This window comes from Streptomyces roseolus, assembly GCF_014649855.1.
GTDB lineage: Bacteria > Actinomycetota > Actinomycetes > Streptomycetales > Streptomycetaceae > Streptomyces > Streptomyces roseolus.
Genome location: NZ_BMTV01000026.1, coordinates 36961 through 62971, shown reverse-complemented (window position 1 = coordinate 62971; position 26011 = coordinate 36961). Strand labels below are relative to the sequence as shown.

General features: G+C 74.7%; 25 protein-coding genes and 2 pseudogenes. 14 read left to right on the top strand and 13 right to left on the bottom strand.

Annotated elements, in window-relative coordinates; all coding sequences use genetic code 11:
- Nucleotides 1-43 precede the first annotated feature (43 nt).
- Nucleotides 44-1246, bottom strand: a complete 1203-nt coding sequence (locus IE245_RS27625) for an MFS transporter (RefSeq protein WP_189952342.1) — start codon at nt 1244-1246, stop codon at nt 44-46.
- Nucleotides 1247-1653: 407 nt separating this feature from the next.
- Entirely contained in the window at nt 1654-2319 is a 666-nt protein-coding gene (locus IE245_RS27620; protein ID WP_189952340.1) for an SDR family NAD(P)-dependent oxidoreductase, read from the bottom strand.
- Between the two features lie 666 nt (nt 2320-2985).
- Between IE245_RS27620 and IE245_RS27615 the strand changes: the two are divergent.
- From IE245_RS27615 to IE245_RS27605, 3 genes and pseudogenes are all read left to right on the top strand, one after another.
- Nucleotides 2986-3195: pseudogene (locus IE245_RS27615) on the top strand (DUF6480 family protein); the annotation flags it as partial.
- A gap of 227 nt (nt 3196-3422) precedes the next feature.
- Entirely contained in the window at nt 3423-5504 is a 2082-nt protein-coding gene (locus IE245_RS27610) for an MMPL family transporter (RefSeq protein WP_189952335.1), read from the top strand.
- Between the two features lie 262 nt (nt 5505-5766).
- Complete coding sequence (locus tag IE245_RS27605; protein WP_189952333.1) at nt 5767-6150, top strand: DUF6479 family protein; 384 nt, start codon at nt 5767-5769, stop codon at nt 6148-6150.
- Between the two features lie 106 nt (nt 6151-6256).
- Here the strand turns inward: IE245_RS27605 and IE245_RS27600 are convergent, their stop codons facing one another.
- Nucleotides 6257-6694, bottom strand: a complete 438-nt coding sequence (locus IE245_RS27600) for a MarR family winged helix-turn-helix transcriptional regulator (RefSeq protein ID WP_189952465.1) — start codon at nt 6692-6694, stop codon at nt 6257-6259.
- 50 nt (nt 6695-6744) lie between these two features.
- Here IE245_RS27600 and IE245_RS27595 point away from each other — a divergent pair, with 50 nt between their 5' ends.
- On the top strand, nt 6745-7233 hold the full coding sequence (locus tag IE245_RS27595; RefSeq protein ID WP_189952331.1) for a VOC family protein: 489 nt from the start codon (nt 6745-6747) through the stop codon (nt 7231-7233).
- On the opposite strand, the gene IE245_RS27590 is transcribed toward IE245_RS27595, so the two are convergent.
- Complete coding sequence (locus tag IE245_RS27590; RefSeq protein WP_189952329.1) at nt 7202-8806, bottom strand: glycerol-3-phosphate dehydrogenase/oxidase; 1605 nt, start codon at nt 8804-8806, stop codon at nt 7202-7204. The genes IE245_RS27595 and IE245_RS27590 overlap by 32 nt on opposite strands.
- On the bottom strand, nt 8803-9402 hold the full coding sequence (locus IE245_RS27585; protein WP_189952327.1) for a TetR/AcrR family transcriptional regulator: 600 nt from the start codon (nt 9400-9402) through the stop codon (nt 8803-8805). Before IE245_RS27585 ends, IE245_RS27590 begins: the two co-directional genes overlap by 4 nt.
- Before the next feature lie 74 nt (nt 9403-9476).
- On the opposite strand from IE245_RS27585, the gene IE245_RS27580 reads away from it, so the two are divergent.
- The 5 genes and pseudogenes from IE245_RS27580 to IE245_RS27560 all read left to right on the top strand — a co-directional run bounded on the left by IE245_RS27580 (nt 9477) and on the right by IE245_RS27560 (nt 15057).
- A complete protein-coding gene (locus IE245_RS27580) occupies nt 9477-11072 on the top strand; it encodes an FAD-binding oxidoreductase (protein ID WP_189952325.1) in 1596 nt (531 codons plus the stop codon).
- A gap of 54 nt (nt 11073-11126) precedes the next feature.
- Nucleotides 11127-12008 (top strand): diacylglycerol/lipid kinase family protein, encoded by an 882-nt coding sequence (locus IE245_RS27575; RefSeq protein WP_189952323.1) that lies wholly within the window; start codon nt 11127-11129, stop codon nt 12006-12008.
- Nucleotides 12009-12196: 188 nt separating this feature from the next.
- Entirely contained in the window at nt 12197-12859 is a 663-nt protein-coding gene (locus tag IE245_RS27570) for a deoxynucleoside kinase (protein WP_189952321.1), read from the top strand.
- Nucleotides 12860-12990: 131 nt separating this feature from the next.
- Nucleotides 12991-14343, top strand: coding sequence for a cytochrome P450 (locus IE245_RS27565; protein ID WP_189952319.1), 1353 nt, complete (start codon nt 12991-12993; stop codon nt 14341-14343).
- Nucleotides 14344-14416: 73 nt separating this feature from the next.
- Nucleotides 14417-15057 (top strand): annotated as a pseudogene (locus IE245_RS27560) (uracil-DNA glycosylase family protein).
- A 30-nt stretch (nt 15058-15087) separates the two neighbouring features.
- Here IE245_RS27560 and IE245_RS27555 read toward each other — a convergent pair.
- The 6 genes from IE245_RS27555 to IE245_RS27530 all read right to left on the bottom strand — a co-directional run bounded on the left by IE245_RS27555 (nt 15088) and on the right by IE245_RS27530 (nt 18639).
- Nucleotides 15088-15780: an HAD family hydrolase gene (locus IE245_RS27555; RefSeq protein WP_189952317.1), complete on the bottom strand. Its 693-nt coding sequence runs from the start codon at nt 15778-15780 to the stop codon at nt 15088-15090.
- Between the two features lie 214 nt (nt 15781-15994).
- Nucleotides 15995-16735: a metallophosphoesterase family protein gene (locus IE245_RS27550; protein ID WP_189952463.1), complete on the bottom strand. Its 741-nt coding sequence runs from the start codon at nt 16733-16735 to the stop codon at nt 15995-15997.
- 38 nt (nt 16736-16773) lie between these two features.
- Complete coding sequence (locus IE245_RS27545; protein ID WP_189952315.1) at nt 16774-17034, bottom strand: hypothetical protein; 261 nt, start codon at nt 17032-17034, stop codon at nt 16774-16776.
- On the bottom strand, nt 17031-17744 hold the full coding sequence (locus IE245_RS27540) for a nucleotidyltransferase family protein (RefSeq protein ID WP_189952313.1): 714 nt from the start codon (nt 17742-17744) through the stop codon (nt 17031-17033). The genes IE245_RS27545 and IE245_RS27540 overlap by 4 nt, the downstream gene beginning before the upstream one ends.
- Nucleotides 17745-17866: 122 nt before the next feature.
- Nucleotides 17867-18340, bottom strand: coding sequence for a hemerythrin domain-containing protein (locus tag IE245_RS27535; RefSeq protein ID WP_189952311.1), 474 nt, complete (start codon nt 18338-18340; stop codon nt 17867-17869).
- A 98-nt stretch (nt 18341-18438) separates the two neighbouring features.
- Complete coding sequence (locus IE245_RS27530) at nt 18439-18639, bottom strand: hypothetical protein (RefSeq protein WP_189952309.1); 201 nt, start codon at nt 18637-18639, stop codon at nt 18439-18441.
- Nucleotides 18640-18931: 292 nt separating this feature from the next.
- On the opposite strand from IE245_RS27530, the gene IE245_RS27525 reads away from it, so the two are divergent.
- From IE245_RS27525 to IE245_RS27515, 3 genes are all read left to right on the top strand, one after another.
- Nucleotides 18932-20461, top strand: a complete 1530-nt coding sequence (locus tag IE245_RS27525) for an SDR family oxidoreductase (protein ID WP_189952307.1) — start codon at nt 18932-18934, stop codon at nt 20459-20461.
- Between the two features lie 175 nt (nt 20462-20636).
- Nucleotides 20637-22010, top strand: a complete 1374-nt coding sequence (locus IE245_RS27520; RefSeq protein WP_189952306.1) for a cryptochrome/photolyase family protein — start codon at nt 20637-20639, stop codon at nt 22008-22010.
- Nucleotides 22011-22182: 172 nt separating this feature from the next.
- Nucleotides 22183-22803 (top strand): sigma-70 family RNA polymerase sigma factor, encoded by a 621-nt coding sequence (locus IE245_RS27515; RefSeq protein ID WP_189952304.1) that lies wholly within the window; start codon nt 22183-22185, stop codon nt 22801-22803.
- A gap of 90 nt (nt 22804-22893) precedes the next feature.
- Here the strand turns inward: IE245_RS27515 and IE245_RS27510 are convergent, their stop codons facing one another.
- Nucleotides 22894-23964 (bottom strand): MerR family transcriptional regulator, encoded by a 1071-nt coding sequence (locus IE245_RS27510; protein ID WP_189952302.1) that lies wholly within the window; start codon nt 23962-23964, stop codon nt 22894-22896.
- A 33-nt stretch (nt 23965-23997) separates the two neighbouring features.
- Nucleotides 23998-24135: a hypothetical protein gene (locus IE245_RS27505; protein ID WP_189952300.1), complete on the bottom strand. Its 138-nt coding sequence runs from the start codon at nt 24133-24135 to the stop codon at nt 23998-24000.
- A gap of 474 nt (nt 24136-24609) precedes the next feature.
- On the opposite strand from IE245_RS27505, the gene IE245_RS27500 reads away from it, so the two are divergent.
- Both IE245_RS27500 and IE245_RS27495 read left to right on the top strand, forming a co-directional pair.
- Nucleotides 24610-25257, top strand: coding sequence for a fasciclin domain-containing protein (locus tag IE245_RS27500; RefSeq protein ID WP_189952298.1), 648 nt, complete (start codon nt 24610-24612; stop codon nt 25255-25257).
- A 267-nt stretch (nt 25258-25524) separates the two neighbouring features.
- Nucleotides 25525-25932 carry a hypothetical protein gene (locus IE245_RS27495; protein WP_189952296.1) on the top strand — a complete coding sequence of 136 codons (408 nt, stop codon included), beginning with the start codon at nt 25525-25527 and terminating at the stop codon, nt 25930-25932.
- The last annotated feature ends 79 nt before the right edge of the window (nt 25933-26011 follow it).

Here is a 26011-nt window from a genome sequence, read left to right as displayed (position 1 = left end):
GTGGTGCGGGGGGCGTTCACGGAGGGGGCTCCGGAAGGCCGGGTCAGTGGTGGACGGGGGTGCGGGCCGGGGCGGCCTGGGCCACGACCCTGCCGGCCTTGGCGGTGCGGCGTTCGAGCGCGGCGGACCAGAAGGCGAGGGCGAGGGCGGTGACGGCGAGGAGGGCGCCGACCCAGTTGGGGGCGGTGTAGCCGAGCCCCGCGGCGATGACGAGGCCGCCGAGCCAGGCGGCGAGGGCGTTGCCGAGGTTGAAGGCGCCGATGTTGACGGCGGACGCGAGGGTGGGGGCGCCGTGCGCCTGGTCGAGGACGCGCTTCTGGAGGGGCGGGACGGTGGCGAAGCCGAGCGCTCCGACGAGGAAGACGGCGACCGCGGAGAGGATCTTGTCGTGCGCGGCGAGGGTGAACAGGGCGAGGACGACCGCGAGCCCGCCGAGGGTCGTGTACAGCAGGGGCATCAGGGCGCGGTCGGCGAAGCGGCCGCCGAGGAGGTTGCCGAGGAACATGCCGACGCCGAACAGGACGAGCAGCCAGGTCACGGCGCCCTCCGAGTACCCGGCGGTCTCGGTCATCATCGGCGCGATGTAGGTGATGGCGGCGAAGACACCGCCGAAGCCGAGGACGGTCATCGCCATGGCGAGGAGGACCTGGGGGTTGCGGAAGGCGGTGAACTCGCGCCGCAGGTTCGCGCTTTCGGGGCGGGGCATGGCGGGGACGAGACGGGCGATGCCGGCGAGTCCGACGACGCCGAGGGCGGCGACGACCGCGAAGGTGGTGCGCCAGCCGACGGCCTGCCCGATGAAGGTGCCCAGCGGGACGCCGACGATGTTGGCGACGGTGAGGCCGGTGAACATGGTGGCGATGGCCCCGGCCTTCTTGTCGGGGGCGACGAGGCCCGCGGCGACGACGGAGCCGATGCCGAAGAAGGAGCCGTGGGCGAGGGAGGCGACCACGCGCCCGGCGAGCATGACCTCGAAGGTGGGGGCGAGGGCGGAGACGAGGTTCCCGGCCACGAACAGGCCCATCAGCAGCATCAGCATCCGCTTCCGGCTGACCCGGCCGCCGAGCACGGTGAGCAGCGGGGCTCCGACGACGACGCCGAGTGCGTAGCCGGTGACCAGAAGTCCGGCCGTGGGGATGGACACGCCGTAGTCGCCGGCGATCTGGGGCAGAAGCCCCATGATCACGAACTCGGTCGTGCCGATCCCGAAGGCCCCCACGGCGAGGGCGAGGAGGGCGAGGGGCATGGGGTCCGACCCTTTCCGATTGCTTGAGTGAGCTCCTTGCATGCTCAGACAATAATTGCATGCGCGTGTTAAATGCAAACGCGGGTAGGGTGTGCAATCTGGTTGGGGTCGATCGCAGGTGAAGTGTTCCGGAGGTGCGGCCCGCTCTTCCTCGCCCCTGCGATGGGGTGGCCGGCCGCGCGTCCTCCGTCGCGCCGACGGTCGCGCGCGCCGGCGGCGGCGGGGCTTCGGGGGAGTCCCGGGGCGCCGGTCGGGCACCCTCACCGCGGTTGCGTCGGGGTGTCGCGCACCCCGCCGGTGTCACCGTCCTCCTCCCCGGGGCGGCGTCCATGCTCGACCGGACCCGCGCCCCCGCCCCGGCCTCCGCCGTGGCGCTGGATCGGGTCCACGGCGCCCGGGTTCGAGGGTCAGCCCTCCAGGGCCCTGAGCAGCGGCAGGACCACGTGGTGGCGCACGGCCTCCTCCGGGTCAGCTCCGGAGCCCGGTGCGGGAGGGGAGCCGGCCACGGCTCGTGTCGTGAAGCCCGTGTTCAGGTGCGGCGGGCGGGCGTCCAGGAGGGTGATGCCGTCGCGGCGTGCCTCGCGGCCGGTCACGCGCAGCCACGTGGCGAGCGCGGTCTTGGTCGCCGCGTAGTCGGCCATACCGAGAGGAGGGCGGTCCACGATCTCGCCCGTCACCACGACCACGACGCCACCCCGGGGGAGGGCGGGAAGGGCGCCCCGCACGACGGCCATGGGGCACAGCGTGTTGACGGTGAACAGGTGCTCGGCCGCGGCGTCGGACACGTCGGCGGAGGCTCCGAAGGCGGCGACGCCCACCGCGACGACGACGGCGTCCAGCCCGCCGAGGGCCTCCCTGGCCCAGGGCGCCAGCCGGGCGCAGCCGTCCAGGTCGTAGGCGTCGAAGCCCCGCCGCGGACGTCCCCCGAGCGCCGCCCCCCTCGCCCGGAGGCGTTCCGGGTCACGGCCGGCGAGGGCGGTCGCCGCCCCGTACCCGGCGATCTGCCGGGCCGCGAGCCCGCCGATCTCGCCGGTCGCGCCGACCAGGAGGACCTTCTTCTCGGCGGCGTTCACGATGACGCTCCTTCGTGGCGGTGGCTTCCTCCCCGGGCATTCGCGCTTCCGGGCCCTCGCGGATGCGCCGCGCCGGTGGGGCCGCCCCGGATGTCGAGAGCCGCCGGGGTCGCCGGATCTGCGTTCCGTCGCCCAGGTGCATCCGGCGGTGGCGCTTCCGGAGAAGTCCGAGCCGAGACGCCGTTCACGACGACGGCGATTCGCGCCGGAGCGGGGTGAGCGGTGATCACCGTTCGACGGAGGCTCCGCGTCGCCGTCCCCTGGAGGAGCTGGTCGCCTGCCTGGAGGATTTCGGGGACACCGAGGAAGGGACCCCGGCGCGGTGCGCTGTGTCCGGATCGACGAAGGTTCCGTGCGGCCGGGCTCCACGCGGCGCGGCACCTCGCGCTTCCGGGGGGGCGTACCGGCGGACTCGCCCACCGGCCGGAGGCGCGAGAACCCGCCCGCCTGGCCTTCGCGGGAACGAACAAGGCGATGACCGCCGACGACGGCCTGCTCCTCGAAGCCGTGTCGCCGCGCGAGACCGTGCTGCCGCACCGGGCGTCACCGCGGTTCAAGGGTTTGGCGAAGCTCGCCACCCCGTTCTGAAGGGGGAGTTCGAGCGGCTGCCGGCCGCGGCCGTCGAACGTCGCCCCCGACGCCTCGCTCCGGCGGCCCGCGCCCCGTGAACACCCCGCTCTCTTCCCAGGAGGGATCATGACCGAGCCTCTCGTACCTCCCCAGGAAACCCCTCCCGTCGAGGGTTCCACCTCGTCGGCCCATGAGGAACGGCCCGATGGAGGCGTGTGGGAGCACCCGGCGGTGTGGGTCTCCCTGATCGTGTCCGGGGCCGTTCTGGTGGCTCTGTTCTTCGCGTTCCGGGTCCTGGGCCTCTGACCGGCGCGGACGGCGCCGGCACCCCGGGCCCGAGGTCCCGGGGTGCCGACTCCCGGGGCGGGCGAGCCGCGGTGCCGGTCCGGTGCATCCGCCGAGGGGCCTGACGCGGAACCTCCTCCGGTTCCGAGGATCCGCTACCGCACGACGGCGGTCGCACGAGGCGACCCGCTTCCTTATATCTCAATCATTGAGGCTGTTTGAGATCGAGAGACCCATCCGGAGTGTTCATGTCCATACCCGCGCGGTGGGCCGGTCGGCTGCTCCCGCTCCTCGTGCTCGTCGTCTGGCTGGCGATCGGCGGAGGGCTCGGCCCGTACGCGGGCAGACTCGGCGAGGTGGCCACCAACGATCAGGCGGCCTTCCTCCCGCGGAGCGCCGAGTCCACCCAGGTCCTACGGGCCCAGGAGTCCTTCCGGCAGGAGGAGACCCTGCCCGTCCTGCTCGTCTGGACGGCACCGGGCGGCGGCCGACTGGACCCCGCGGTCCGAGGGGACGCGACACGGGCGCTCGCGTCGCTGAAGGGCGAGCCCGGCGTGGTGGGCGCGCCGTCCCCGGCGCTGCCGTCCGAGGACGGCGAGGCACTCCGGGGGATCGTGCAGATCCGGCCCGATCCGGGGGACGAACTCCCGGCGACGATCGACAGGATCGACGCCGCGGCGTCCTCGGTCCCGGGCGCGGAGGCATGGCTCGGCGGCCCCGCCGCCACGCAGGCCGACCTCGCCGACGCCTTCGCCGGGATCGACGGCCTGCTGCTGGTGGTCGCCCTCGTGACGGTCCTGGTGATCCTGCTCCTCGTGTACCGGAGCGTCCTGCTCCCGCTGGTCATCATCATCGGAGCCGTGTTCGCCCTGGGACTCGCCTGCGCCGTCGTCTACGTCCTGGCGGACCGCGACCTCGTGCGGGTGGACGGACAGGTCCAGGGCATCCTGTCCATCCTCGTCATCGGCGCCGCCACCGACTACGCCCTGCTCCTGGCCGCCCGCTACCGCGAGGAACTCGGGGCCCGGGACGCCGACCGGGCACCCGCGATGCGGGCGGCGCTGCGGCAGTCCATCGGCCCGATCACGGCCAGCGCGGCCACCGTGGCACTCGGCCTCCTCGCGCTTCTGTTCAGCGACCTGACCAACAACCGCGCCCTGGGTCCGGTCGGGGCCATCGGCATCGTGTGTGCCGTGCTGAGTGCCGTGACGTTCCTCCCCGCCGTCCTGGTGCTTCTCGGGCGTGCCGCCTACTGGCCCGCGCGCCCCAGGGCGACGCCCGCCGCCGACGCGCACCCGATCTGGCGCGGGATCGCGGCGCTCGTCGACCGTTCTCCCCGCAAGGTGTGGGGAGGGTCCCTGGCGGCCCTGCTGCTCTGCGCCGCCTTCTCCTTCGCCCTGGACTCCAGGGGCGTGCCGCTCGACGAGATCTTCGTCAAGGACGCCCCGTCCGTCGCCGCCCAGGCCCGGCTCGGAGAACACTTCCCGGGCGGTGCCGGAAACCCGGCCGTGGTCATCGCCGACGCGGGTGCCGTCGAGCGGGTCCGAGCGACCGCGGAGGGCGTCGAAGGGGTCGACTCCGCCACCGTCCTCACCGAGCCCGGTGGTTCCCGGGACCCCCGCCCGCTGGTCGCGGACGGCCGGGTGCGCGTCGATGTCACCCTCGCCGACGCCGCCGACACCGACGCCGCCAAGGACACCGTCGCCGCCCTCCGGTCGGCCGTCCACGCCGTGCCGGACGCCGACGCGCTGGTCGGCGGCTACACCGCTCAGCAGTACGACACCCGGGTCACCGCCGAACGGGACCGGAAGCTCATCGTCCCCGTGGTGCTCGCGATCATCCTCGTGATCCTCGTCGGGCTGCTGCGCTCGATCCTGCTCCCCCTGCTCCTGGTCGCCACGGTCGCGCTGAACTTCGCCGCCACCCTGGGGGTCTCGGCCCTCGTCTTCGGGAACGTCTTCGGCTTCACGGGAACGGACTCCGCCGTGCCCCTGTACGGCTTCGTCTTCCTGGTGGCACTCGGCGTCGACTACAACATCTTCCTGATGTCCCGCGTCCGGGAGGAGACCGCCCGGCACGGCACACGGGAGGGGATGCGACGGGGCCTGACCGCCACGGGAGGGGTCATCACCTCCGCCGGTGTCGTGCTCGCCGCCACGTTCGCCGCGCTGGGAGTCATTCCGCTCGCCTTCCTGGTCCAGATCGCGTTCATCGTCGCCTTCGGCGTCCTTCTCGACACCCTTGTCGTCCGGTCGCTGCTGGTCCCGGCTCTCGTCCGTGACATCGGTCCCGCGGTGTGGTGGCCGGGCGCCCTCCGGCACCGCCCCTGACCGGCGGCTCACCGGCGACCGCGGCGTCTGCCGGATCTGGAGGACGAGGCCGCCGAGGCCGTGGCACGGCGAGCACGGCGCCTCGTCCGCACCGGTACCCGGCGGCCGCCACGGCCTCCGGCAGTGACACCTGGCCTCGTGCCAGGGCCGCCTGCGCATCCGGCGCGGGCCTCGCGTCCGAAGAAGGGGAGACGGCACGGTCCGGGAGCGGCAGAGGTCCCGTCGTCCCGTGCCGGAGGGGGCTGACGAACGGAGCGCAACCATGCACACAGCTCTTCCCGGGACGCCGGCGCTCGCTGCCGGTGCGTGGCAGTCAGGTCTCGCCCAGGTGTTGGGCGGGCTCGTCGTGGTCGCCCTGCTCATCGGGGCCTTCGTGCTGGGCTTCCGGGTCATGAACAAGGAGCTTCCCCCGCCGGACCCCGGGTCCCAGCCGCATCGGCCCGACACGGACCGGCCGCCCGGTGAGGTCGCCGAGTACCGCAGGCCTTCCGAGGTGCCGAGGACGGACGGTGAGCACCGGCTCATGCCGTACAACCTGAGCAGCTCCGGCGAGGCGGTCCTGGAAGCGCCGAGCGAGGAGCGGCGGAAGTGGCGTGGCGTCTCCAGCGGCGGCTTCGGCAGCGGCGGCACCGGCCACGGGGACTGACCGTCACCACGCGGGCGTACCCGCCCCGCGTGCCTGGAGACCGTCCGCACCGACCCCTGCCCGGGCGCCGCGCCCGGGCAGGGGTCGGTGCGGACGGGCCCCGTCCTCAGGCGCGCCGCGCCGGTACGTCGATCGCCTCGACCGCCGCGACCAGCGAGGTCAGCTCCGGGTTCCCGGCGGCCTCGTCCAGAGCCCGCCGCAGGGCGGCGTCATTGGTCGGCCGGGCCGCGTCCAGGAGCTCCCGGCCGGCCGGGGTCACGTCGGTGTAGATGCCGCGGCGGTCGGTCGGGCACAGGTACCTCGACAGCAGGCCGCGGTCCTCCAGGCGGGTGACCAGGCGCGTCGTGGCGCTCTGACTGAGGACGACCGCGTCGGCGACCTGCTTCATCTGCAGGTGGCCGCCTTCGCCGTCGTGCTGCCTGCTGAGCACGTCGAGCAGGGAGTACTCCCGGACGCTCAGGCCGTGGCCCGACTGCAGGGCCCGCTCGACGTGCGACTCGATCCGGCCGTGCAGCAGGGCGAGGTGCCGAAAGGGAGGAATCAGGAAGAATTGTCGTCGACGCCCTCGCGGGAGGGCGGAAAAGAGGAGGGCTCATGGTCGTCGCCGACACTCCGATGCACCTCACCCGGAGTGCCCACGTCGGGATCTCCGTCTCCGACCTGGACGCCTCGGTCGCGTTCTACACCGCGCTCACCGGTCGCGGGCCCGTCGCGGAGGGGGCCATGCACAGCGTGCCGTTCGGTCGGTCGCAGGGGCTCCCGGTCGCGAAGCTGCGCTACGCGACGATCAACCTCGACGGGCTCGGCATCGACCTGATCCAGTTCCAGGACCCGGTGGGCGAGCGGACGAACGGCAAGGCGAACCGCCCCGGCTCCATGCACCTGTGCTTCAAGGCCGACGACTTCGACGCCGTGTACCGGCGGATGAAGGAGGCCGGGTACGACTTCCTCGGCGACGACTACACCTTCGCCGCCGGAGAAGTCACCCCGGACGCGGCGCTCGGCACCAGGGTCGCCTACTTCAACGACCCGGACGGCACCAACCTGGAGATCATCGAACCCCAGGGCGGGTTCGCGAACTGACCTCCTCCGCGCGGGCGAGGGCGTCGCGGGCCGCCTCCTCCGCGAGGGCGCGGTCCTCCGGGACGACGCCGACGCGGGTGCGGCGGTCGAGGAGGTCGGAGGTGTCGAGGGCGCCCTCGTGGCGGGCCGCCCACACGAGTTCGGCGCCGGTGACGGGGTGGCCGGGCACGACCGGCTCGGCCAGGGCCGGGTCCTCGGTCCCGAGGGCGTGGACGGCCGGGGCCTCGGAGCCGTACCGCTGGACGAGGCGGGGCGGCACGTCGAGTCCGGCGAGGACCGCCGGGCGGGCCGCGCCGACGAGCGGGACCGAGGCGGTGCGGCAGGGACCGGCGGCCAGGCCGCGGACGGCGACGGCCGCGTCGACGGCGTCCTCGGCCATGCGGCGGTAAGTGGTCAGCTTGCCGCCGACGACGGTGACGACGCCGTCGGGCGAGGTCAGCACGGCGTGCTTGCGCGAGATGTCGGCGGTGCGGCCGTCCGGGCCCCGGGAGTCGAGCAGCGGCCGCAGTCCGGCGAACGCCCCGACCACGTCGGAACGGCCGACGGTGACGTCGAGGGCGGAGCCGAGGACGTCGAGGAGGAAGCCGATGTCGGTCTCCGGGACCTCCGGCACGTCGGGGACGTCGCCGTCGACGGGCTCGTCGGTGAGGCCGACGTACACCCGCCCGTCGCCCTGCGGCAGCACCAGGACGAAGCGGTTCGTCTCGCCGGGGATCGGGATGTGCAGTCCCGCGGAGAGCCGGCCCAGGGTCTCGGAGCGGAGGACGAGGTGGGTGCCGCGCGAGGGCCGGAGCCGTACGTCGTCCACGAGGCCGCCCGCCCAGACGCCGGTCGCGTTGACGATGGCGCGGGCACGGATCCGCAGCTCCTGGCCGGTGGTCTCGTCCCGTACCGGCGCGCCGTCGCCGTGCAGCTCCAGGGCCCGGACGCGGGTGAGGATCCGGGCGCCGTGGGCGGCGGCGGTGCGGGCGATCGCGGTCACGAGGCGGGCGTCGTCGGAGAGCTTGCCGTCCCAGGAGAGCAGTCCGCCGCGCAGGCCGACCGGGCGCAGCGCGGGGGCGAGGTGGCGGGTCTCGACGGCGGACAGCGTCCGCGGCCTCGGCAGGGTGAGCCGCGAGGTGCGGGCGCCGACCCGCAGCAGGTCGCCCGCGGCGAACCCGGCGCGGGCGAGGGCCGCCTGGCCGCGGCTCACGAGCGGGGTGAGGGGGAGCACGAAGGGCTGGGCGCGGACGAGGTGCGGGGCGGTGCGTTCCATCAGGACGCCGCGCTCGACGGCGCTCTCGTGGGCGACGTCGAGCTGCCCGGTGGCGAGGTAGCGCAGTCCGCCGTGGATCAGCTTGGAGCTCCAGCGGGAGGTGCCGAACGCCAGGTCGTGGGCGTCGATCGCGGCGACGCTCAGCCCCCGGGTGGCGGCGTCGAGCGCGGCCCCGGCGCCGGTGGCGCCGAGCCCGACGACGAGGACGTCGACGGTCTCGCCGTCGGCGAGCCGGTCCAGTTCGCGCCGGCGCCGCCCGGCGTCGAGCGAGGAGCCGGGCAGGGCGGTGCCGTTCGGGGGAGTGCTCGTGGGGTTCACGGGGCGAGGGTCCTCTCCAGCAGGGTGCGCAGCTCTTCGAGGAAGGCCGCTTCGCTCAGTTCGGGATCGCTCGCGTCGGCCATGGTGCCGAGCGAGAGCGTGAAGGACTGGACGACGAGCAGCACGGAACGGGCCTGCAGATCGGCGGGGGCGCGACGGACGGAACCGTCCTCGTGCCCCTCCTCCAGTGCCGTGACCAGCAGCCCGAGCAGGGCGTCCTGGCTGGCGCCCCGCCGGTCGAGCACGTAGGGCAGCAGCAGCTCGGGGTCGACGTCGAGGATCTTCCGGAACAGCGGGTGGGACCGGAAGGCGGCGACGCCGGCCACGAGCCCTTCGACGATCCGGTGCCGCTCCGGGCGGTCCTCGTCGACGGGCGGCATGGCGTCGGCGGCGACGGCGATCCACTCGCGGGTCATCAGGTCGCCGACGAGGGTCCGGACGTCGGGCCAGCGCCGGTAGATGGTCATCCGGGAGACGCCGGCCCGCCGGGCGACGTCGGTGAGGGTGGTCCGCCGTACGCCGACGGCGAGCACGCAGTCCCGTGCCGCGTCGAGGACGGGATCTGCGTCCGCATGGTTGTGACGAATGGGCGTCATCTGTCACAGTGTAATGCCAGTGCGGGCCGAGCGGCAGCGCCGTCCCTGAAACAGACCGTGAGGAACCTCTCGAAGTGGACATGTTGTGGAGCGGCTGGGGCGACCCGGCCAAGGCGGCGCCCCTGCCCGAATCGGTGACCGGACTGCTGCGGGACCTGCTCGGCGTCACGCCCCGCGAGAGCGGCCCCTCCGCCCTCGCCGACATCGACGTGCCCGCCCCGGCGCTCACCGAGGAGGCGAGCGGAGCCCTGCGCGCCGCCGTCGCCGCCCCCGACGGCGTACGGCACGACGCCGAGAGCCGCGTCCGGCACACCCGCGGCAAGTCCACCCCCGACCTCCTGCGCATCCGCGCCGGCGAGGTCGACGACCTCCCCGCCGCCGTCGTCCTCCCCGGCAGCCACGACGAGGTCCTCGCCGTCCTGCGCGCCTGCGCGGACCACGGCCTCTCCGCCGTCCCCTTCGGCGGCGGCACCTCCGTGGTCGGCGGCCTCGCCCCCACCACGAAGCGCCCCTTCGTCGCCCTCGACCTGCGGCGCCTCGACCAGTTGCTCGCCCTCGACGAGGTCTCCCGCACCGCCACCCTCCACCCCGGCCTGCGCGGTCCGCGGGCCGAGGCGCTGCTCAACGAGCGGGGCTGGACCCTCGGCCACTTCCCCCAGTCCTTCGAATGGGCCACCCTCGGCGGATTCGCCGCGGCCCGCTCCAGCGGCCAGGCCTCGGCCGGCTACGGCCGCTTCGACGAGATGGTCCTCGGCCTGGAGGTCGCCACCCCCGAGGGCACCCTGTCCACCGGCCGCGCCCCCCGCTCCGCCGCCGGCCCCGACCTGCGCCAGCTGATCCTCGGCTCCGAGGGCGCCCTCGGCGTCATCACCTCGGTGACCGTGCGCGTCCGCCCGCTCCCGGAGAAGCGGATCTACGAAGGCTGGCGCTTCGCCTCCTTCGAGGCCGGCACGGCCGCCCTGCGCCGGCTCGCCCAGGACGGCCCCCGGCCCACGGTCCTGCGGCTCTCCGACGAGTCCGAGACCTTCGTCGGCCTGGCCCAGCCCGACGCCATCGGCACCACCGCACTCCCCGAGAACCCCGGCTGCATGGCCATCGTCGGCTTCGAGGGCACCGAGGCCGACACTGCCGCCCGCCGCGCCGCCGCGCGCGAGGTCCTCCTCGCCTGCGACGGCGAGTTCACCGGCGAGGAGGCGGGCGACAGGTGGGAGCACGGCCGCTACGACGCCCCGTACCTGCGCGACGCGCTCCTCGACGCCGGAGCGTTCGCCGAGACGCTGGAGACGGCCGCCTTCTGGTCCGCGATCCCCGGCCTGTACACCGCCGTGCGCGACGCGCTCACCGGCACCCTCACCGAGGCCGGCACCCCGCCCCTCGTCATGTGCCACATCTCGCACACGTACGAGAACGGCGCCTCGCTGTACTTCACGGTCGTCTCCGCGCAGGGCGAGGACGCCGTCGCGCACTGGGCGCCGGCGAAGCGGGCGGCGAACGACGCCATCCTGGCGGCGGGCGGCACCATCAGCCACCACCACGGCGTCGGCACCGACCACCGCGACTGGTACGCCCGCGAGATCGGCCCGCTCGGCATCCGCATGCTCCAGGCGGTCAAGGCCGAGGTCGACCCGACCGGCGTGCTCAGCCCCGGGGTCCTGATCCCCGTCCGCTGAGCCCCGCCCCGTCCCTTCCCGCCCCACTCACCGCGCCGCCCGGAGGCCAGTTCCATGCGACAGTTCACCGCCGTCGTCAACCCCACCGCAGGGGGATCCAGCGGCACGGCGAGCCTGCTCCCGGTGGCCCGGCTGCTGCGGGGGGCGGGCGCGCGGCTCGACACCGTCTACAGCCGCAGCCTGGAGCACGCGCGGGACGTCGCCCGGGAGGCGGGGGAGAAGGGCCACGTCGTGCTCGCCGTCGGCGGAGACGGCATGGCCGGCACCGTCGGCGGCGCGCTCAGCGGCACGGACACGGTCTTCGGCCTGGTCCCCGCCGGCCGCGGCAACGACTTCGCCCGCGCCCTGGGCCTCCCCACCGACGCCCCGGGCCTCGCCGAGGTCCTCCTCCACGGCGAACCGCGGGCCGTCGACACCATCGAGGTGGAGTCGGCCCGGCACCCCGGCGTCCGCGTCCTCGGCAGCGTGTACGCGGGCGTCGACGCGGTGGCCAACCACCACGCCAACGCCTCCCGCCTCCTGCGCGGCGCCGCCTCCTACTACGCGGGCGGCCTCCGGGCCGTCCTCACCTGGAAGCCCGCCGCCTACCGCATCACCATCGACGGGACCCGGCACGAGCGCACCGGCTACACCGTGGTCGCCGCCAACTCCGGCTTCTACGGATTCGGCCGGAACATCGCGCCCGGCGCCCGCGTCGACGACGGCCTCCTCGACGTCGTCGTCATCAAGGAGGCTCCCAAGCGCCTCTTCTTCGCCATGATGAACGAACTCAAGACAGGCGCCCACGTGAACCGCCCCCAGATCGAGATCCTCCGCGGCGAGGAGGTCCGCATCGAGGCCGACCGCCCCCTCCCGTACGGCGCCGACGGGGAGGTCGACGCCACCCTGCCGGTCACCCTCAGGGCGATGCCCGCCGCCCTCCGGGTCCTGGCCTGACCCGGACGCGGGACCCGGGGTCCTCTATGCTTCTGGGCGGCACCCGCGCAGCGGCTTGTGAGGCCCGGGCGGGGACCGCGTGACACCGATCGTGAAGACCCTGGGAACCGAGTACCGCCGCGGCGTGTCCGGGCGGTGGGGGGCACCCGGCTCTCGCCGTGAACAGGAATCCCAGGGAGAAGTGAGGTATGTCGGTGATCTGCGTCGGAGGCATGATCGGGATCGGCAAGACGAGCGTGGCCGAGCTTCTGGCGAAGGAGCTGGGCAGCGAGGTCTTCTACGAGAGCGTCGACGACAACCCGATCCTGCCGCTCTTCTACACGGCGAGCCCCGAGGAGATCCAGGCCAAGCGGTACCCCTTCCTGCTCCAGCTCTACTTCCTCCAGACGCGCTTCGCGTCGATCAAGGAGGCGTACAAGCAGGGCGACAACGTCCTCGACCGGTCCATCTACGAGGACTGGTACTTCGCCAAGGTCAACCACGAGCTCGGCCGCATCAGCTCCCTGGAGATGCGGGTGTACGAGGGCCTGCTGGACGAGATGATGCGCGAGATCGACGGCCTGCCGTACCGCAAGGCACCCGACCTCATGGTCTACCTGAAGGCGGACTTCGAGACGGTGCTCAAGCGCATCGGGCTCCGCGGCCGCGACTTCGAGCAGGACGAGGCCCTCGTGGAGTACTACCGCACGCTCTGGTCCGGCTACGACGACTGGGTGCACGAGCACTACTCGGCCAGCGAGGTCCTCGTCATCGACATGAACCGCACCGACGTCGTCCACGACCCCGACGACGCGGCCCGCGTGGTGCGGCAGGTCAAGGACGCCCTGGCCGCCGCCAGGTCCCGCGCCTGACCCGCGGGCACGCCCGGCGGGCGCGTGCGCGGGACGGGACCGGGTAGGCGCAGGCCCCCGGGCCGTCACACGGCCCCGGACCCCGGGGCCGTCACGGCCCCCTGACGCCCCACGGCGAAGGGAGTCGGACCATGCGCCTGTCCCACCCCGACGGCTCGGACCCCGCGAACGAAGCGGTGCGCTCCGGCATCGACCGGACGGTCCCCCTGCTGCTGAAGGGGTACGCGTGGCTGCCAGGGCTCCGACGGGACCGGCTGGGCGACGGCCCGGTGGCCACCCGGCTGCTCGGGCGCCCGACGCGGGTGCTGCGCGGCCCCGACGCGGTCGCCTTCTTCTACGACGAACACCACGCGCGGCGGTCCGGCGCACTGCCCGGCCCCGTCCTCGACACGCTCTTCGGCCGGGGCGCGGTGCACACCCTCGACGGCCCGGAGCACCAGGTCCGCAAGGCGATGTTCCTGTCCCTGCTGACCGGCCCCGAAGCGGTCGGCGAGCTGGCCGGGCGCGTCGCCGAGGGACTGCGCGAGCGGCTCGCCGGACGGGACGGCCGGGAAGAGGTCACCCTCTTCGACGAGGGGGCGCTCGTCCTGGCCCGTGCCGTGTCCGACTGGGTGGGGCTCCCCGGCCACGACGACGCGGCCACCGCCCGCCTGGGCCGGGACTGCGTGGCGATGGTCGACGGCTTCGCCACCCCCGGCCCGCGCCACCTGCGGGCCCGCAGGGCCCGCAGGCGGCAGGAGGAGGCGCTGGCCGCCGAGGTCGTACGCGCCCGGGCGACACCGCCGGCCGCACCCCCGCGCACGCCCTTCGAAGCGGTGGTGGCCCACCGCGACGCCGACGGGACGCCGCTCGCCCCGAAGACCGCCGCCGTGGAGCTGCTGAACATCCTGCGGCCCACGGTGGCGATCACCTGGTTCCTGACCTTCGCCGCCCACGCCATGAGCCCCCGCCCCCGGCTGCGGCAGCGGCTCGCGCAGGAGGAACCCGCCGGGCTCGCCAGGTCCTTCGCGCACGAGGTGCGCCGCTTCTATCCGTTCGTCCCGTTCCTCGGCGCCCTCGCGCCCGACGGGCTCGTCCTGGACGGGGAACGGGTGCCGCACGGCACGCTGCTGCTGCTCGACGTGTACGGGCGCGCTCACGACCCCGCGCTGTGGGAGGAGCCGTACCGCTTCGTACCGGACCGGTTCCTGACCGCCTCGCCGCACACCCACGCCCTGATCCCCCAGGGCGGCGGCCCCCGCGACGGGCACCGCTGCCCGGGCGAGGACATCACCGTCGCGGTGCTCGCCGCGGCGGCCCCGGTGCTCGCCCGGCTCGACTTCACCGTGCCGGAGCAGGACCTGCGCATCCCGCTCCACCGGGTCCCGACCCGACCGCGGGACGGCTTCCGGATCGTCGTCGGGAACGGCGCCGGGACGGAGGCGGCCGGATCCGGGACAGGGGCCGCGCCGCCCCGGTCCCTCGCGGGAGGCGGGCGACCGTGACGGCGGCGGTTCCCGGGCCACGGCCGCCCGGGACCCCCACGACGACGACAAGCGGTACGACGCGACGCCGTTCCTGCCGGAGCGCGGGGGCCTCCCCGCGCACCGCAGGGCCGCCGCCGTCCGCCGCGGCTGCCCGCTGCACCGCCACGCGACCGGCACGGTCTTCGGCCGCGGCCCCGCCCACGCACGGCTGATGCCGGTGGGCGAACAGCCCGCCGACCGCGAGGACCAGGAGGGGAAGGCCTTCGTCGGCCCCGCGGGCCGGCTGCCGGCGAAGGCGCTGAGCGAGGCCGGGACCGACGAGGAGGAGGCGTACCTCACGAACGCGGTCCAGCACTTCGAGTTCACCGAGGAGGCGACCCGCACGCGCCGGATCCACGAGACGCCGAGCCCGCGCGAGACGCTCGCCCGCCACCCCTGGCTGCTCGCCGAGCTCCGGCCGGTCTCCCCCGCGGTGGTCGTCACCCTCGGCGCCACCACCGGCCGGGCGCTGCCCGGCCCGTCCTTCCGGGTCGGGCAGCGCCCGGCCGGGGCGTGCCGCGTCCGCTGCCCGCCCAGGAGCCCGACGGCCGCCCGGCGGGCGGGGCCCGGGTGCTCCCGACCGCGCACCCCTCGGCGGTGCTCCGCGCACGGGACCGGAAGGAGAGGTACGAGGGCCTCGTCGCCGACCTGCGGACCGCGGCCGGCGTCCTGGAGGACGCCGCCGGACAGTGACCGCCGGATGAGGCGCGCGGCCCCCGGCGGTCACCCCGGAGGCCGGGACAGGGGGCTGGTGTCGAGCGTCCGCAGCAGGGTCATGGCGTCCTCGCGGACGAGGACCGCGCCCGCCTCCTCCAGCTCGGCGCGCGTCGTGCCGCCCGTCAGCAGGCCGACGCACGGCACCCCGGCCCGCCCGGCCGCCTCGACGTCCCAGACGGTGTCGCCGACGAAGACGGCGTCCCCGGGCTCGGCTCCCACCGCCGCCAGGGCCGCTTCCACGAGGTCGGGCGCCGGTTTGGTGGTGTCCACGTCCCCGCCCGAGGTGACAGCGTCGATCACGTCGTCGGCGTCGAGCAGCCCGCGGACGGCGGCGACCTCCTCCTCGGAGGCCGAGCTGGCGAGCACGACCCGCCATCCGCGCGCGGCCACCGCGCGCAGCAGCTCCGTCGCCCCCTCGAAGGGGCGGAGGTTCTCGTACCAGGCGGAGTAGAGGGCCCCGTGCGCGTCGGAGATCGCACCGTCCTCACCGCGTCGGCGCCGCTCTCCGAGGACCGCGTCGAGCAGCCGGTCGGAGCCCATGCCGACGGCGTGGTGGATGCGGGACATCGGAACGTCGTGGCCGTGCCGTCGCAGGGCCTGCCACCAGGTGACGGTGTGCAGGTAGTTGGTGTCCACCAGGGTCCCGTCGACGTCGAACAGGGCGGCGCCCCGGGACGCTCGTGCCGTACGCGCGGTCATCGTGTCCTCCTCACACCGAGCCCGTCGCCTCGGTCCGGTCACGCGACTACCCGACCGCGTCCCTTCCATCCGTCCCCGTATCCGTTCCGCACGTGCACGCGCACCCGTACCCGCGCATCGGGCGTGCTCCGCCCGCGGCCGCCTCGCCGGCGCTCCCCTGCCCGCCGGGAGCGCTCCCGGACCATCGGGACTCCGGTTCACGCTCCCGGCGGCTTCAGGCGGCTTCGCGGGCGGGGACGGGCAACTCGTAGAGCGCGAACGCGCGGTCGATGACCGGCTGGGCGACGTTGCGGACGCGGACCCCGCCCGCCGTCGTGCCGTGCTCCGTCCCGAGGTGGGCATGGCCGTGGACGGCGAGGTCCGCGCCCACGGAGTCGATCGCCTCGGCCAGCAGGTAGCTGCCGAGGAACGGATAGATCTCGACGGGTTCACCGGCCAGGGTGTCGGGGACCGGCGAGAAGTGGGTCAGCGCCACGCGGACGTCGCAGCGCTCCGAGGCCAACTCCTCAAGCGCGGAGCCCAGGCGCTCGGCGCCGACGTGCGCCACGCGCACCCAGGCCCTCATCTCGGGCTCGCCGAAGGCGCCCGCGCTCCGGCCCGCGAACCCTCCGCAGAACCCCTTCGCGCCGGCCACGCCGACCCGGTGGTCCCCGACGGAGAAGACGGCCGACTGCCCCTCCAGGACGTTGACGCCCGCGGAGCCGAGCGTCCGCGTGACCTCGTCGGCCTGGTCCGAGTGGTAGTCGTGGTTGCCGAGCACGGCGACGACCGGCACGCCGATGTCCCGGACCTCCTCCGCGACCACCCTGGCCTCGTCGACGGTGCCGTGCCGCGTCAGGTCACCGGCGAGCAGGAGCACGTCCGCGCACTCGGGGAGTTTCGTGAACGCGGGGCGGAGCAGTCCCTCGCAGCCCGGAGCGAGGTGGATGTCACCGACCGCCGCCACCCTGACCACGTGGTCCCCGCCGCCCGGGGACATCGGTGTCGACGGCCTCATGACAGCTGCTCCCCGTGGTCGGGCGCGTCGGCGGAGGGCGTGGTGAGATCGGCCCGTACGACGATCCCGTCCAGCTCCTCCCGCGCCAGCCGCAGGATCTCGTCCCGCCGGTCGGCCGTGGCCAGCGAACCGGTCAGCAGGACCGTGGCGCCGCGGAGCTCGATCCGGACACCGAGTTCGGCGACGTCGTCGCCGGCCAGGCGTTCCCGCAGCCGGGCGATCCGGTACTCCACCTCTGGGGAGGCGTGTTCGGTCATGCGGCCGGCTCCTCTCCGCCGCCGGGGCGGGGCTCGATGACGTCGAGCCGTTCCAGCAGGTACAGGAAGGCCGCGGCCATCGGCTTGTCCTCGGTCTCCTCGCGCACCCGGTCCCAGTCGACGCGCTCCCGCAGTCCGCGGGCGACGGGAAGCAGACGCCCGAAGTCGCAGTGGTGCTCGGAGAACGCGGCCAGCCGCCCGATCATGAGGTCGGTCGGGTGGAGCACCGGCATGTGCACCGAGTCGACGGGCAGGGTCTCGGCGCGGTCGAGCAGTTCGGTGGTGACGGGGCGGCCCGCGAGGGAGAAGATCAGATCGATGTGCTCCCCGCTCCTGCGGCCCTTGATCAGCCAGTCCTCGGGCGGTTCGACGATCTCGATGCCCTGCTCGGCGAGCAGGGGCGTCACCTGGTCGGCGTCCTCCCGGCGCACGGCGAAGTCCACGTCGTGCTGGAGGCGCACGGGGATGCCGTGGGCGTAGGCGGCGACGCTGCCGACCAGGGCGAACGCGCACCCCGAGGACTTGAGGACGGCCGCGACCTCCTTCGTGACCTCCAGGATCGCCTGGGTGTGGTCCGGCGGGAGATCCTGCCCCCGCGGATCGCCGGCCGTGCGCGCCGCGGACCCTCCGGAGGCGAGGCCGGGGTCCGCGGGCCGTCGGCCGTCGGCGGCGGTGCCACCGGGCGCGGGGGCTCCTTCGACGAGGTTCATCTCGATCCCTCCTGCCGAACGCACCGCTGTGGACTCCGATCCCCGAGGGTCTGCCAGTACCCCGTCCGCCCCGAAGAATGCACCGGCCGGCCCTGACGGTTCCGGCCCGTGTCCCGGCCCCCTCACGAGTCCGCGCTGGGGACGTCGAGGGGGCTGCCGGGCGCGTTCCCGCGCTCCTCGGCCATCCGCTCCCCGAGCTCGACCAGGCGCTTGCGGCCCATGGCCTTGCGCACGTCGGGGAACCAGTCGCTCTCCTCCTCCTCGACGTGGTGCCGGACGTTCTCCATGAGCACCGTCATCTTGGCGTCGAAGCGCTCGTCCTCCGGGTCGAGTCCGTCCAGCTCCGACAGCATCCACAACACGGCGTGGTGCTCCTCGACGCTCTCCAGGACGTGGTCCGTGGTGTCGGGCGCGGCCTCCCGCGCCGCCGGGTAGAACACCCGCTCCTCGATCCAGGCGTGGGCGGTGAGCTCCCGGATCACCTCGTCGGCGATCTCCCGCTTGCGCCCGTGGGCGTCGTCTCCCGCCCGCTCGAACTCCTTGAACAGCTTCTCCACCTTCTTGTGGTCTTCGCGGAGCAGCACGATGCCGTCCATGGGTACTCCTCTTCGCAGGGGTCGGGCGACGGCCGTACGGCCGCCGCCGCGGTGGGGGTGACGGACCGGGCGGCGGAGCCCGGTCGTCCCGGCGGGCCTCAGTGGGCCCCCGCGCCGAACTCGGCGTGCTGCGTGCGCAGCGCGAAGTCGGCCTCCGCCGCCGGTGGTCCGCCGAGCGACCGACGTCGGGCCTCCGCGCGGGCCTCCTGCATCAGCGCCCGGAACTCGGCGTCCGTCAGCCGCCGGCGATGCGGGCGACGGCCGTCGCCGGGCCCTCGGTTCTCCGCGTGCGTCCGCATGGTGCCCCCTCCGCCTTTCTCGTTCTGGCCCCGCGTCTACCCGGCCCGCGCCGGAGCAGTACTCGGATCGCCGTCGGGATCCGGAGCGGGGGATCGCCCCCTGCTCCACGCGGTCCAGGGCCTTGGCCCCGCCGCCGCACGCTCGCCGGGGTCGTCCACGCGCCCTCCGCATGCGCGACGGCCGCGTCGTCCCGGACGCGGCGGGGCGACCGGGCGCATCCGCGTGCCCCCTCACGAGGAAAGAACCGTACGGAGCGTGTACGCCACCGCCGACGGTGAAACGGATCAGCCCATGGACACTCCCACCCCGGCCGACGGAGCCCTCTGCCTGGTCACCGGCGCGAGCGGCTACATCGGAGGCCGCCTCGTACCGGAGCTGCTCGACAGGGGGTACCGGGTGCGCTGCCTCGCCCGGCACCCGGACAAGCTGCGCGACTTCCCCTGGTCCGACCGGGTGGAGACCGTGCGCGGCGACGTCACCGTCGCCGAGAGCCTCCGCGAGGCGTTCGCCGGCGCCGACGTCGCCTACTACCTCGTCCACTCCATGAGCTCGACGGCCCGCTTCGAGGACGCCGACCGCCGCGCCGCCCGCGCCTTCGCCGCCGAGGCCCGGTCCGCCGGCGTGCGGCGCATCGTCTACCTCGGCGGTCTCGTCCCGGCCGGCGTGCCGGAGAACGAGCTCTCGCCGCACCTGCGCTCCCGCACCGAGGTGGGCCGCATCCTCCTCGACTCCGGCGTCCCCACCGCCGTCCTGCGCGCCGCCGTCGTCATCGGCTCCGGATCGGCCTCCTTCGAGATGCTCCGGTACCTCACCGAACGGCTCCCCGTCATGGTCACCCCCACGTGGGTCGACACCCGCGTCCAGCCCATCGCGGTCCGCGACGTGCTGAGGTACCTGGCGGAGAGCGCCGCCCTGCCCGCCGACGTGAACCGGGCCTTCGACGTCGGCGGACCCGACGTGCTCACCTACCGGCAGATGATGGAGCGGTACGCCGAGGTCGCCGGGCTCCGCAAGCGCCTCATCGTCCCCGTACCGGTCCTCACCCCCCGGCTGTCCAGCGAGTGGATCGGCCTCGTCACACCGGTCCCGTCCTCGCTGGCCCGCCCCCTCACCGAGTCGCTGCGGCACGAGGTGGTCTGCGCGGAACACGACATCGCCCGCCACGTCCCCGACCTTCCCGGCAGGCCCCTCCCCTTCACGGAGGCCCTCCGGCTGGCCCTCAGCCGCGTGCGGGAGGCGCGGGTCACCACCCGCTGGTCCTCCGCCTCGCCGCCCGGGGCGCCCAGCGACCCGCTGCCGACCGACCCCGACTGGGCGGGCGGCAGCCTCTACACGGACGAACGCTCCCGCGCCGTCGACGCGAGCCCGGAGGCGCTGTGGCGGGTCGTCGAAGGCGTGGGGGGCGAGAACGGCTGGTACTCCTTCCCGCTGGCCTGGGCCGTCCGGGGCTGGGCCGACCGGCTCGTCGGCGGAGTGGGGCTGCGCCGGGGCCGCAGGGACGCCGACCGCCTCCGCGTCGGCGACGCACTCGACTTCTGGCGCGTGGAGGCGATCGAGCGCGGCCGCCTGCTGCGCCTCCGCGCCGAGATGCGCCTGCCCGGCCTCGCCTGGCTGGAGATGGCCGTGGAACGGGACGAGGAGGGCCGGACCTCGTACCGGCAGCGGGCGCTCTTCCACCCCCGGGGCCTCGCCGGCCAGGCGTACTGGTGGGGCGTGTCCCCGTTCCACGCCGTGGTCTTCGGCGGCATGGCCAGGAACATCGCCCGGACGGCCGAGAAGACCGGCGGCGGGGGGACGGGAGCGTCACCCGGCCGCGGGTGACCGCCGACGTCCGGGCGGACCCCGCCGTGCGGGGGTGCGCCGCCGGGGCGACGCCGCCGGGACCGCGTGCATCCGGCGCCCCGGGGCCGGGGGAACCGCCTGTGCAGAAGTGCCACACCAGTACCCCGGCGCGGCGCCGCGCGCCCGCGACCGGCGGCCGAGCAGGGAGAGCGCGATGACCGTCTCCGTCGTCCTGTACACCTCGGACCTCCGGGTGCACGACCATCCGCCGCTGAGGGCGGCGGCCCAGGGGGCCGACGAGGTGGTGCCGGTCTTCGTCCGCGATCCGGCCGTGGACCGCGCGGGCTTCGCGGCCCCCAACCGGCTGGCCTTCCTCGCCGACTGCCTGGCGGACCTCGACCGGTCCCTGCGCGACCGGGGCGGCCGGCTGGTGGTGCGGGAGGGCGACACGGCCGCCGAGGTACGGGCCCTGGCGCGGCGGACCGGCGCCGACGAGGTCCACATGGCCGCCGGGATCACGGCCTTCGCCCGGCGGCGGGAGGACCGTCTGCGCAAGGCGCTGGAGGAGGACGGCTGCCGGCTGTACGCGCACGACGGCGTGGTCACCGTCGTCCCGCCCGGCGACGTCGCCCCGCAGGGGTCGGACCACTACGCCGTCTTCACCCCGTACCACCGGCGCTGGGCCGCCGCGCCGCGCCGCACCCCCTTCACCGCCCCGAGGGGGCTGCGGGTGCCGTCGGACGTGCGCTCCGAGCCGGTGCCGCGCCGCTCCGCCGTCGCGGACGTGTCGCCGGCCCTCCCCGCCGGAGGTGAGAGCGCGGGCCGCAGGCGGCTCGCCTCCTGGCTGTCCGCGCGCCTCGACGCGTACCAGGACGGTCACGACGACCTCGCGGGCGACGCCACCTCCCGCCTCTCGCCCTACCTGCACTTCGGCGCGCTGTCCGCCACCGAGGCGGTGCACCGGGCGGCGAAGCGGGGCGGGGCGGGCGCCGAGGCGTTCGTACGGCAGCTGTGCTGGCGGGACTTCCACCACCAGGTGCTGGCCGCGCGCCCCGCGGCGGCCGGGGCCGACTACCGGCCCCGGCCGGGCGGCTGGCGGGTGGGCGCGGACGCGGAGGCGGACCTCGCGGCGTGGAAGGAGGGGCGCACGGGCTATCCCCTCGTCGACGCCGCCATGCGGCAGCTCGCCCACGAGGGGTGGATGCACAACCGGGGCAGGCTGATCACGGCCTCCTTCCTGTCCAAGACGCTCTGCGTCGACTGGCGGGAGGGCGCGCGGCACTTCCTCGGCCTGCTGGTGGACGGCGACCTCGCGAACAACCAGCTCAACTGGCAGTGGGTGGCCGGCACCGGCACGGACACCCGGCCCCACCGCGTCCTCAACCCCGTCGCCCAGGCCAGGCGGTACGACCCCGAGGGCCGGTACGTACGCCGCTGGGTGCCGGAGCTCGCGGGCCTCGAAGGCCCGGCCGTCCACGAGCCGTGGCGGCTCAGCGGACCCGACCGGGCGGCCGTCGACTACCCGGACCCGCTGATCGGGCTCTCCGAGGGGCTGGAGCGGTTCCGGCGGCTGCGCGGCCTCTCCTGAAACGATGCGTGCACCTCTTCTTCGATGCGTAAACGATGCAAGTTGAGGTGAGGAGCGCTCAGGGCGGACGGTGAGGGGGCACGGCCTCTCCGGGGCCCCGGCGCCGCCGTTCCGCGGTGACGGCGGGCCGCACCCCGGAGGGAGCGCGTGCGCCACCCGAGGAGGAACCGCCATGACCGCATACCGTGCCACCGGAGTCCTCGCGAAGGACGTCGCCGACACGACGCACGCCGACCCCGAAGCCGACGAGCAGCGGATCGCGCGCGGGCTGGCCGACGGCGACGAGACGTGCCTGGCCGCCGCGTACCAGCGCTGGGGCCGCCTGGTCCAGGCGCTGGCCGCACGGGCCCTCGGTGACCCCCGCGAGGCGGAGGACATCACCCAGCAGGTGTTCGCCGCCGCCTGGCGCGGGCGGGCGAACTTCCGTCCCGAGCGGGGTTCCCTCCCCGCCTGGCTCGTCGGCATCACCCGGCGCAAGATCGCCGACACCCTGGCCGCCCGCACCAGGCGCACCCAACTCATGGCCGCCCTCGGCACCCTCCTGGAGCACGAGGGCCGGAGGGACGAGGAGCACGACCGCGTCCTGGAGCGGCTGGTCGTCACCGAGGAGCTGTCCCGGCTGCCCCGCGTCCAGCGCGACGTCCTGGAGCTCGCCTACTTCGCCGACCTGTCCCAGACCCAGATCGCCGACCGTACCGGCATGCCGCTCGGCACGGTCAAGAGCCACACCCGCCGCGGCCTCCAGCGGATGCGGCACAGCCTCGAACTCGCCGGCGTCCACGCCGCCCGCTGAGGTACCCGCGCCACGCACGCGCCCCTGACGCACGTGCCCCTGACGCACGCGCTCCTCCGGTCCGTGCCGGGCCGGCACGGACCGCCCGCGTCAGACGCCGGTGCCTCCGGCCCGCTCCCCGTCGTTCCCGGCCGACGGCTCCCCGTACAGCCCGGAGATCAGGCCGATCGCCTCCCGCAGGCCGCCCGGACGGGCCGTGCCGGGGGCGAGGGCGCGGCCGCGCCAGCCGGGGCCCGCCAGGAGGACCACCGGGCCCGTGCGCGCTCCTCGCATCCCGAACGTGGTCCCCGCGATGTGCCGGGCCAGGGCGTGGTCGGCGGTGGAGCGGGCCTGGGACCAGAGGACGACGGCGGCCGGCCCGGACCGCCGCACCGCCGCGTCGAGGGCCTCGGCGGGGACGGCGGCGCCGAACATGCTCGTCGGCAACGCCTGTTCGGCGAGGCCGGCGGCGAGCGCCTCCAGGGGCAGCGTGTGCTGCTCCGAGGGGACGCAGGCCAGCAGGGTCGGAGGACCCTGCGAGGCGACGGAGGGTCCGGTGACGGCGGCCCGCCGCAGGGCGGTGGAGACGTGCCAGGAGAGCAGGTGCTCGACCTCGACGTAGCGGTCGCCCGACGACTCCCACTTCCGCCCGACCGCGTGCAGCGTGGGCGTCATGATCTCCTCCCAGGTGGTGACCAGCCCGTACGTCGCCAGCGCCGCCCCGAGCATCGCCTCCATCAGGGCACCGTCGAGGCGCACGGCGGCACGGGCGAGCCCTCGGCACTCCTGGCGCACGTCGCCCAGCGGCAGGCCGCTGCCGGCCCTCGCGGACCGGGCCGGCCCGGGAGCCGGTTCCGCGGCGGGCTCGGCGACTGCTCCGCCGGCGGGCGGCCGGACGGCCGCGGCGCGGCCGTCCGGCACCGCGGGGGTCCGCGTCTCCGCCGCCTTCCGCACCTTCCCGGCGGCCCGTGCGGCCTCGGCGGGCGGGACGCCCGACGCGGTGAGGCGGCACATCTCCTCCAGCATCGCGACGTCCGCGGGGCTCCAGCGCCGGTGCCGTCCGTCCGCCCGGACGGCGGGCCCGATCCCGTACCGCCGCTCCCAGGAGCGGACGGTGGTGGGGGAGACCCCGAGGCGTCGGGCCACGGCGCCCGTGGTGATGCCGTGTGCGGTGTCGTCCATGCCTTCACCCTACGATGCGAAAACGCTGCGAGTTCATCCGTGCTGGCTCCTGTCCGGCGGCGGCGGGAAGAACCCGCCGGTGCGCGCGGAGTACGCGGCGTGGCCCGGACGCCCGGACACGTGCTTCTCCGGCAGGAGCTTGCCGCTGCCGACGGTGAGGAGCAGGGGCATGAGGACCGGGGAGACGAGGACGGCGAGGGCCGGCTGCCACGCGGTGCGGGCGAGCAGGCGCGGGGACCTCGTACGAGGACGCCGGGACGTGCGCGGCCGTCAGGTCCGCCACCCCCGCGCCGACGACCGCCGCCCTCCGCCGTTCCACCGCGACCGCTCCCGCCCTTCGACACGCCGCTCGACCGCGGCGCTTCACCACTCCTTCGGAACGGCCGGGCCTTCGGATGCGCCCGCGTGCTCCGCCGGCGCGGTCTCACTCGTTCGGGGGACGGACCCATCCGCCGGGCGGGGGCCGCCGAATAGCGGGTGTGAGCGGCTTCCGCCGCGACCCCGTCCGTCTCGTCCGTGCCGACGAGCGAGCGGACGGCACGGCCTGTTCGTCACCCTCGCCCGGACCGCCGGGCGGCCGAAGGGCCGCACCGCGCGGCCGCCTCCACAGACATCCGACAGAAGCCTTTCGAGGAGCAACTGACCATGAACCAGACGAAGTTCCGCCGCACCGCCGTCGCCGTCGCGGTGGCCGCCCTGCTGCCCGTCTCCCTGGCCGCGTGCTCGGACTCCGGCAGTGACACCAAGGCCGCGCCGACGAGCGCGGCGGGCGACCAGGCGCAGACGAGTGCGACGCCCTCCGAGGAGGCGATGACGGACGACCAGCCCTTCGGTCCGGCCTGCGCGGGCGTGCCGAAGGAGGGCGCGGGGTCGTTCGACGGCATGGCGAAGGACCCGGTCGCCACCGCCGCGTCGAACAACCCGGCCCTGTCCACCCTGGTCACGGCGGTCAAGACGGCCGGACTCGTCGACACGCTCAACAACGCGGAGGACATCACGGTCTTCGCGCCGACGAACGACGCCTTCGCGAAGATCCCGAAGGCGGACCTCGACAAGGTCCTCGCCGACAAGGCGACCCTGACCAAGATCCTCACGTACCACGTCGTCGGTCAGAAGCTGACGCCCGCGCAGCTGGAGAACGGCAGCTTCGAGACTCTCCAGAAGGGCGTGATCACCACCAAGGGCTCCGGTCAGGACTACACCGTCAACGACAGCTCCGAGGTCGTCTGCGGCAACGTCAAGACGGCCAACGCCCACGTCTACATCGTCGACACCGTCCTCATGCCCAAGTGACGCCGAGGCCGCCTCCCGCACCGGGAGGCGGCCCGCTTCCCTCCGGCCCCGCCCGACGGCCCGCCGACCTCCGGCCTTCCTCGGAATCGCTTTCGCGATCGAGTGGATCCGGCCATTCCTCCGCGCTTTTGAGGCTCTGTGCAGACGGAAACCTCGCGTTAACCCCGAGGGCAACTCCGCTGGATTAGCATGCGTCTTGACCTTCCCTTGACCAATTATTGGTCCGGTCTATACGTGTGATCTCGCCGAAAAGGAAGCAGAAGCCGCATGTCACGAGTCGCGACGACCCGGTGCGTGGTGACGCTCCTCGCCGTCGCGCTGCTCGCGTCGTCGCTGCTCGCCTCCACCACGCCCTTCGCACACGCGCACACCGAGCGCCACGCCGCCCTCGGTGGGCAGGGAGCGGTCATCCCGCTCGTCGCCGGGCCGCCCTGCGACGTTTCGGTCCCCGCCGTCCACCCCTCCTGGGGTGACCCGGTCGGACCGCCCCAGGCCCGTGAACGGCACCGCGCGGTCGTCCCGCGCGCGTCCGCCCGGCCCGACCGGCCGGCGGTGGCCCCGCAGCGCGAACCGGCGGCCGGAGACGCCGCGTCGGTGACCGGCACCCCGCACACGCCCTGGCAGAGAGGCTCCAGAGCGCCCTCCCGCGCCACCCTCCAGGTGTTCCGCTGCTGACAGGGGCGGAGCGGTACCCCCCCCACACCCCGTCACGCACCCGACGCGCACCCTCGCGCGCCAGGAGGAATCACCACGC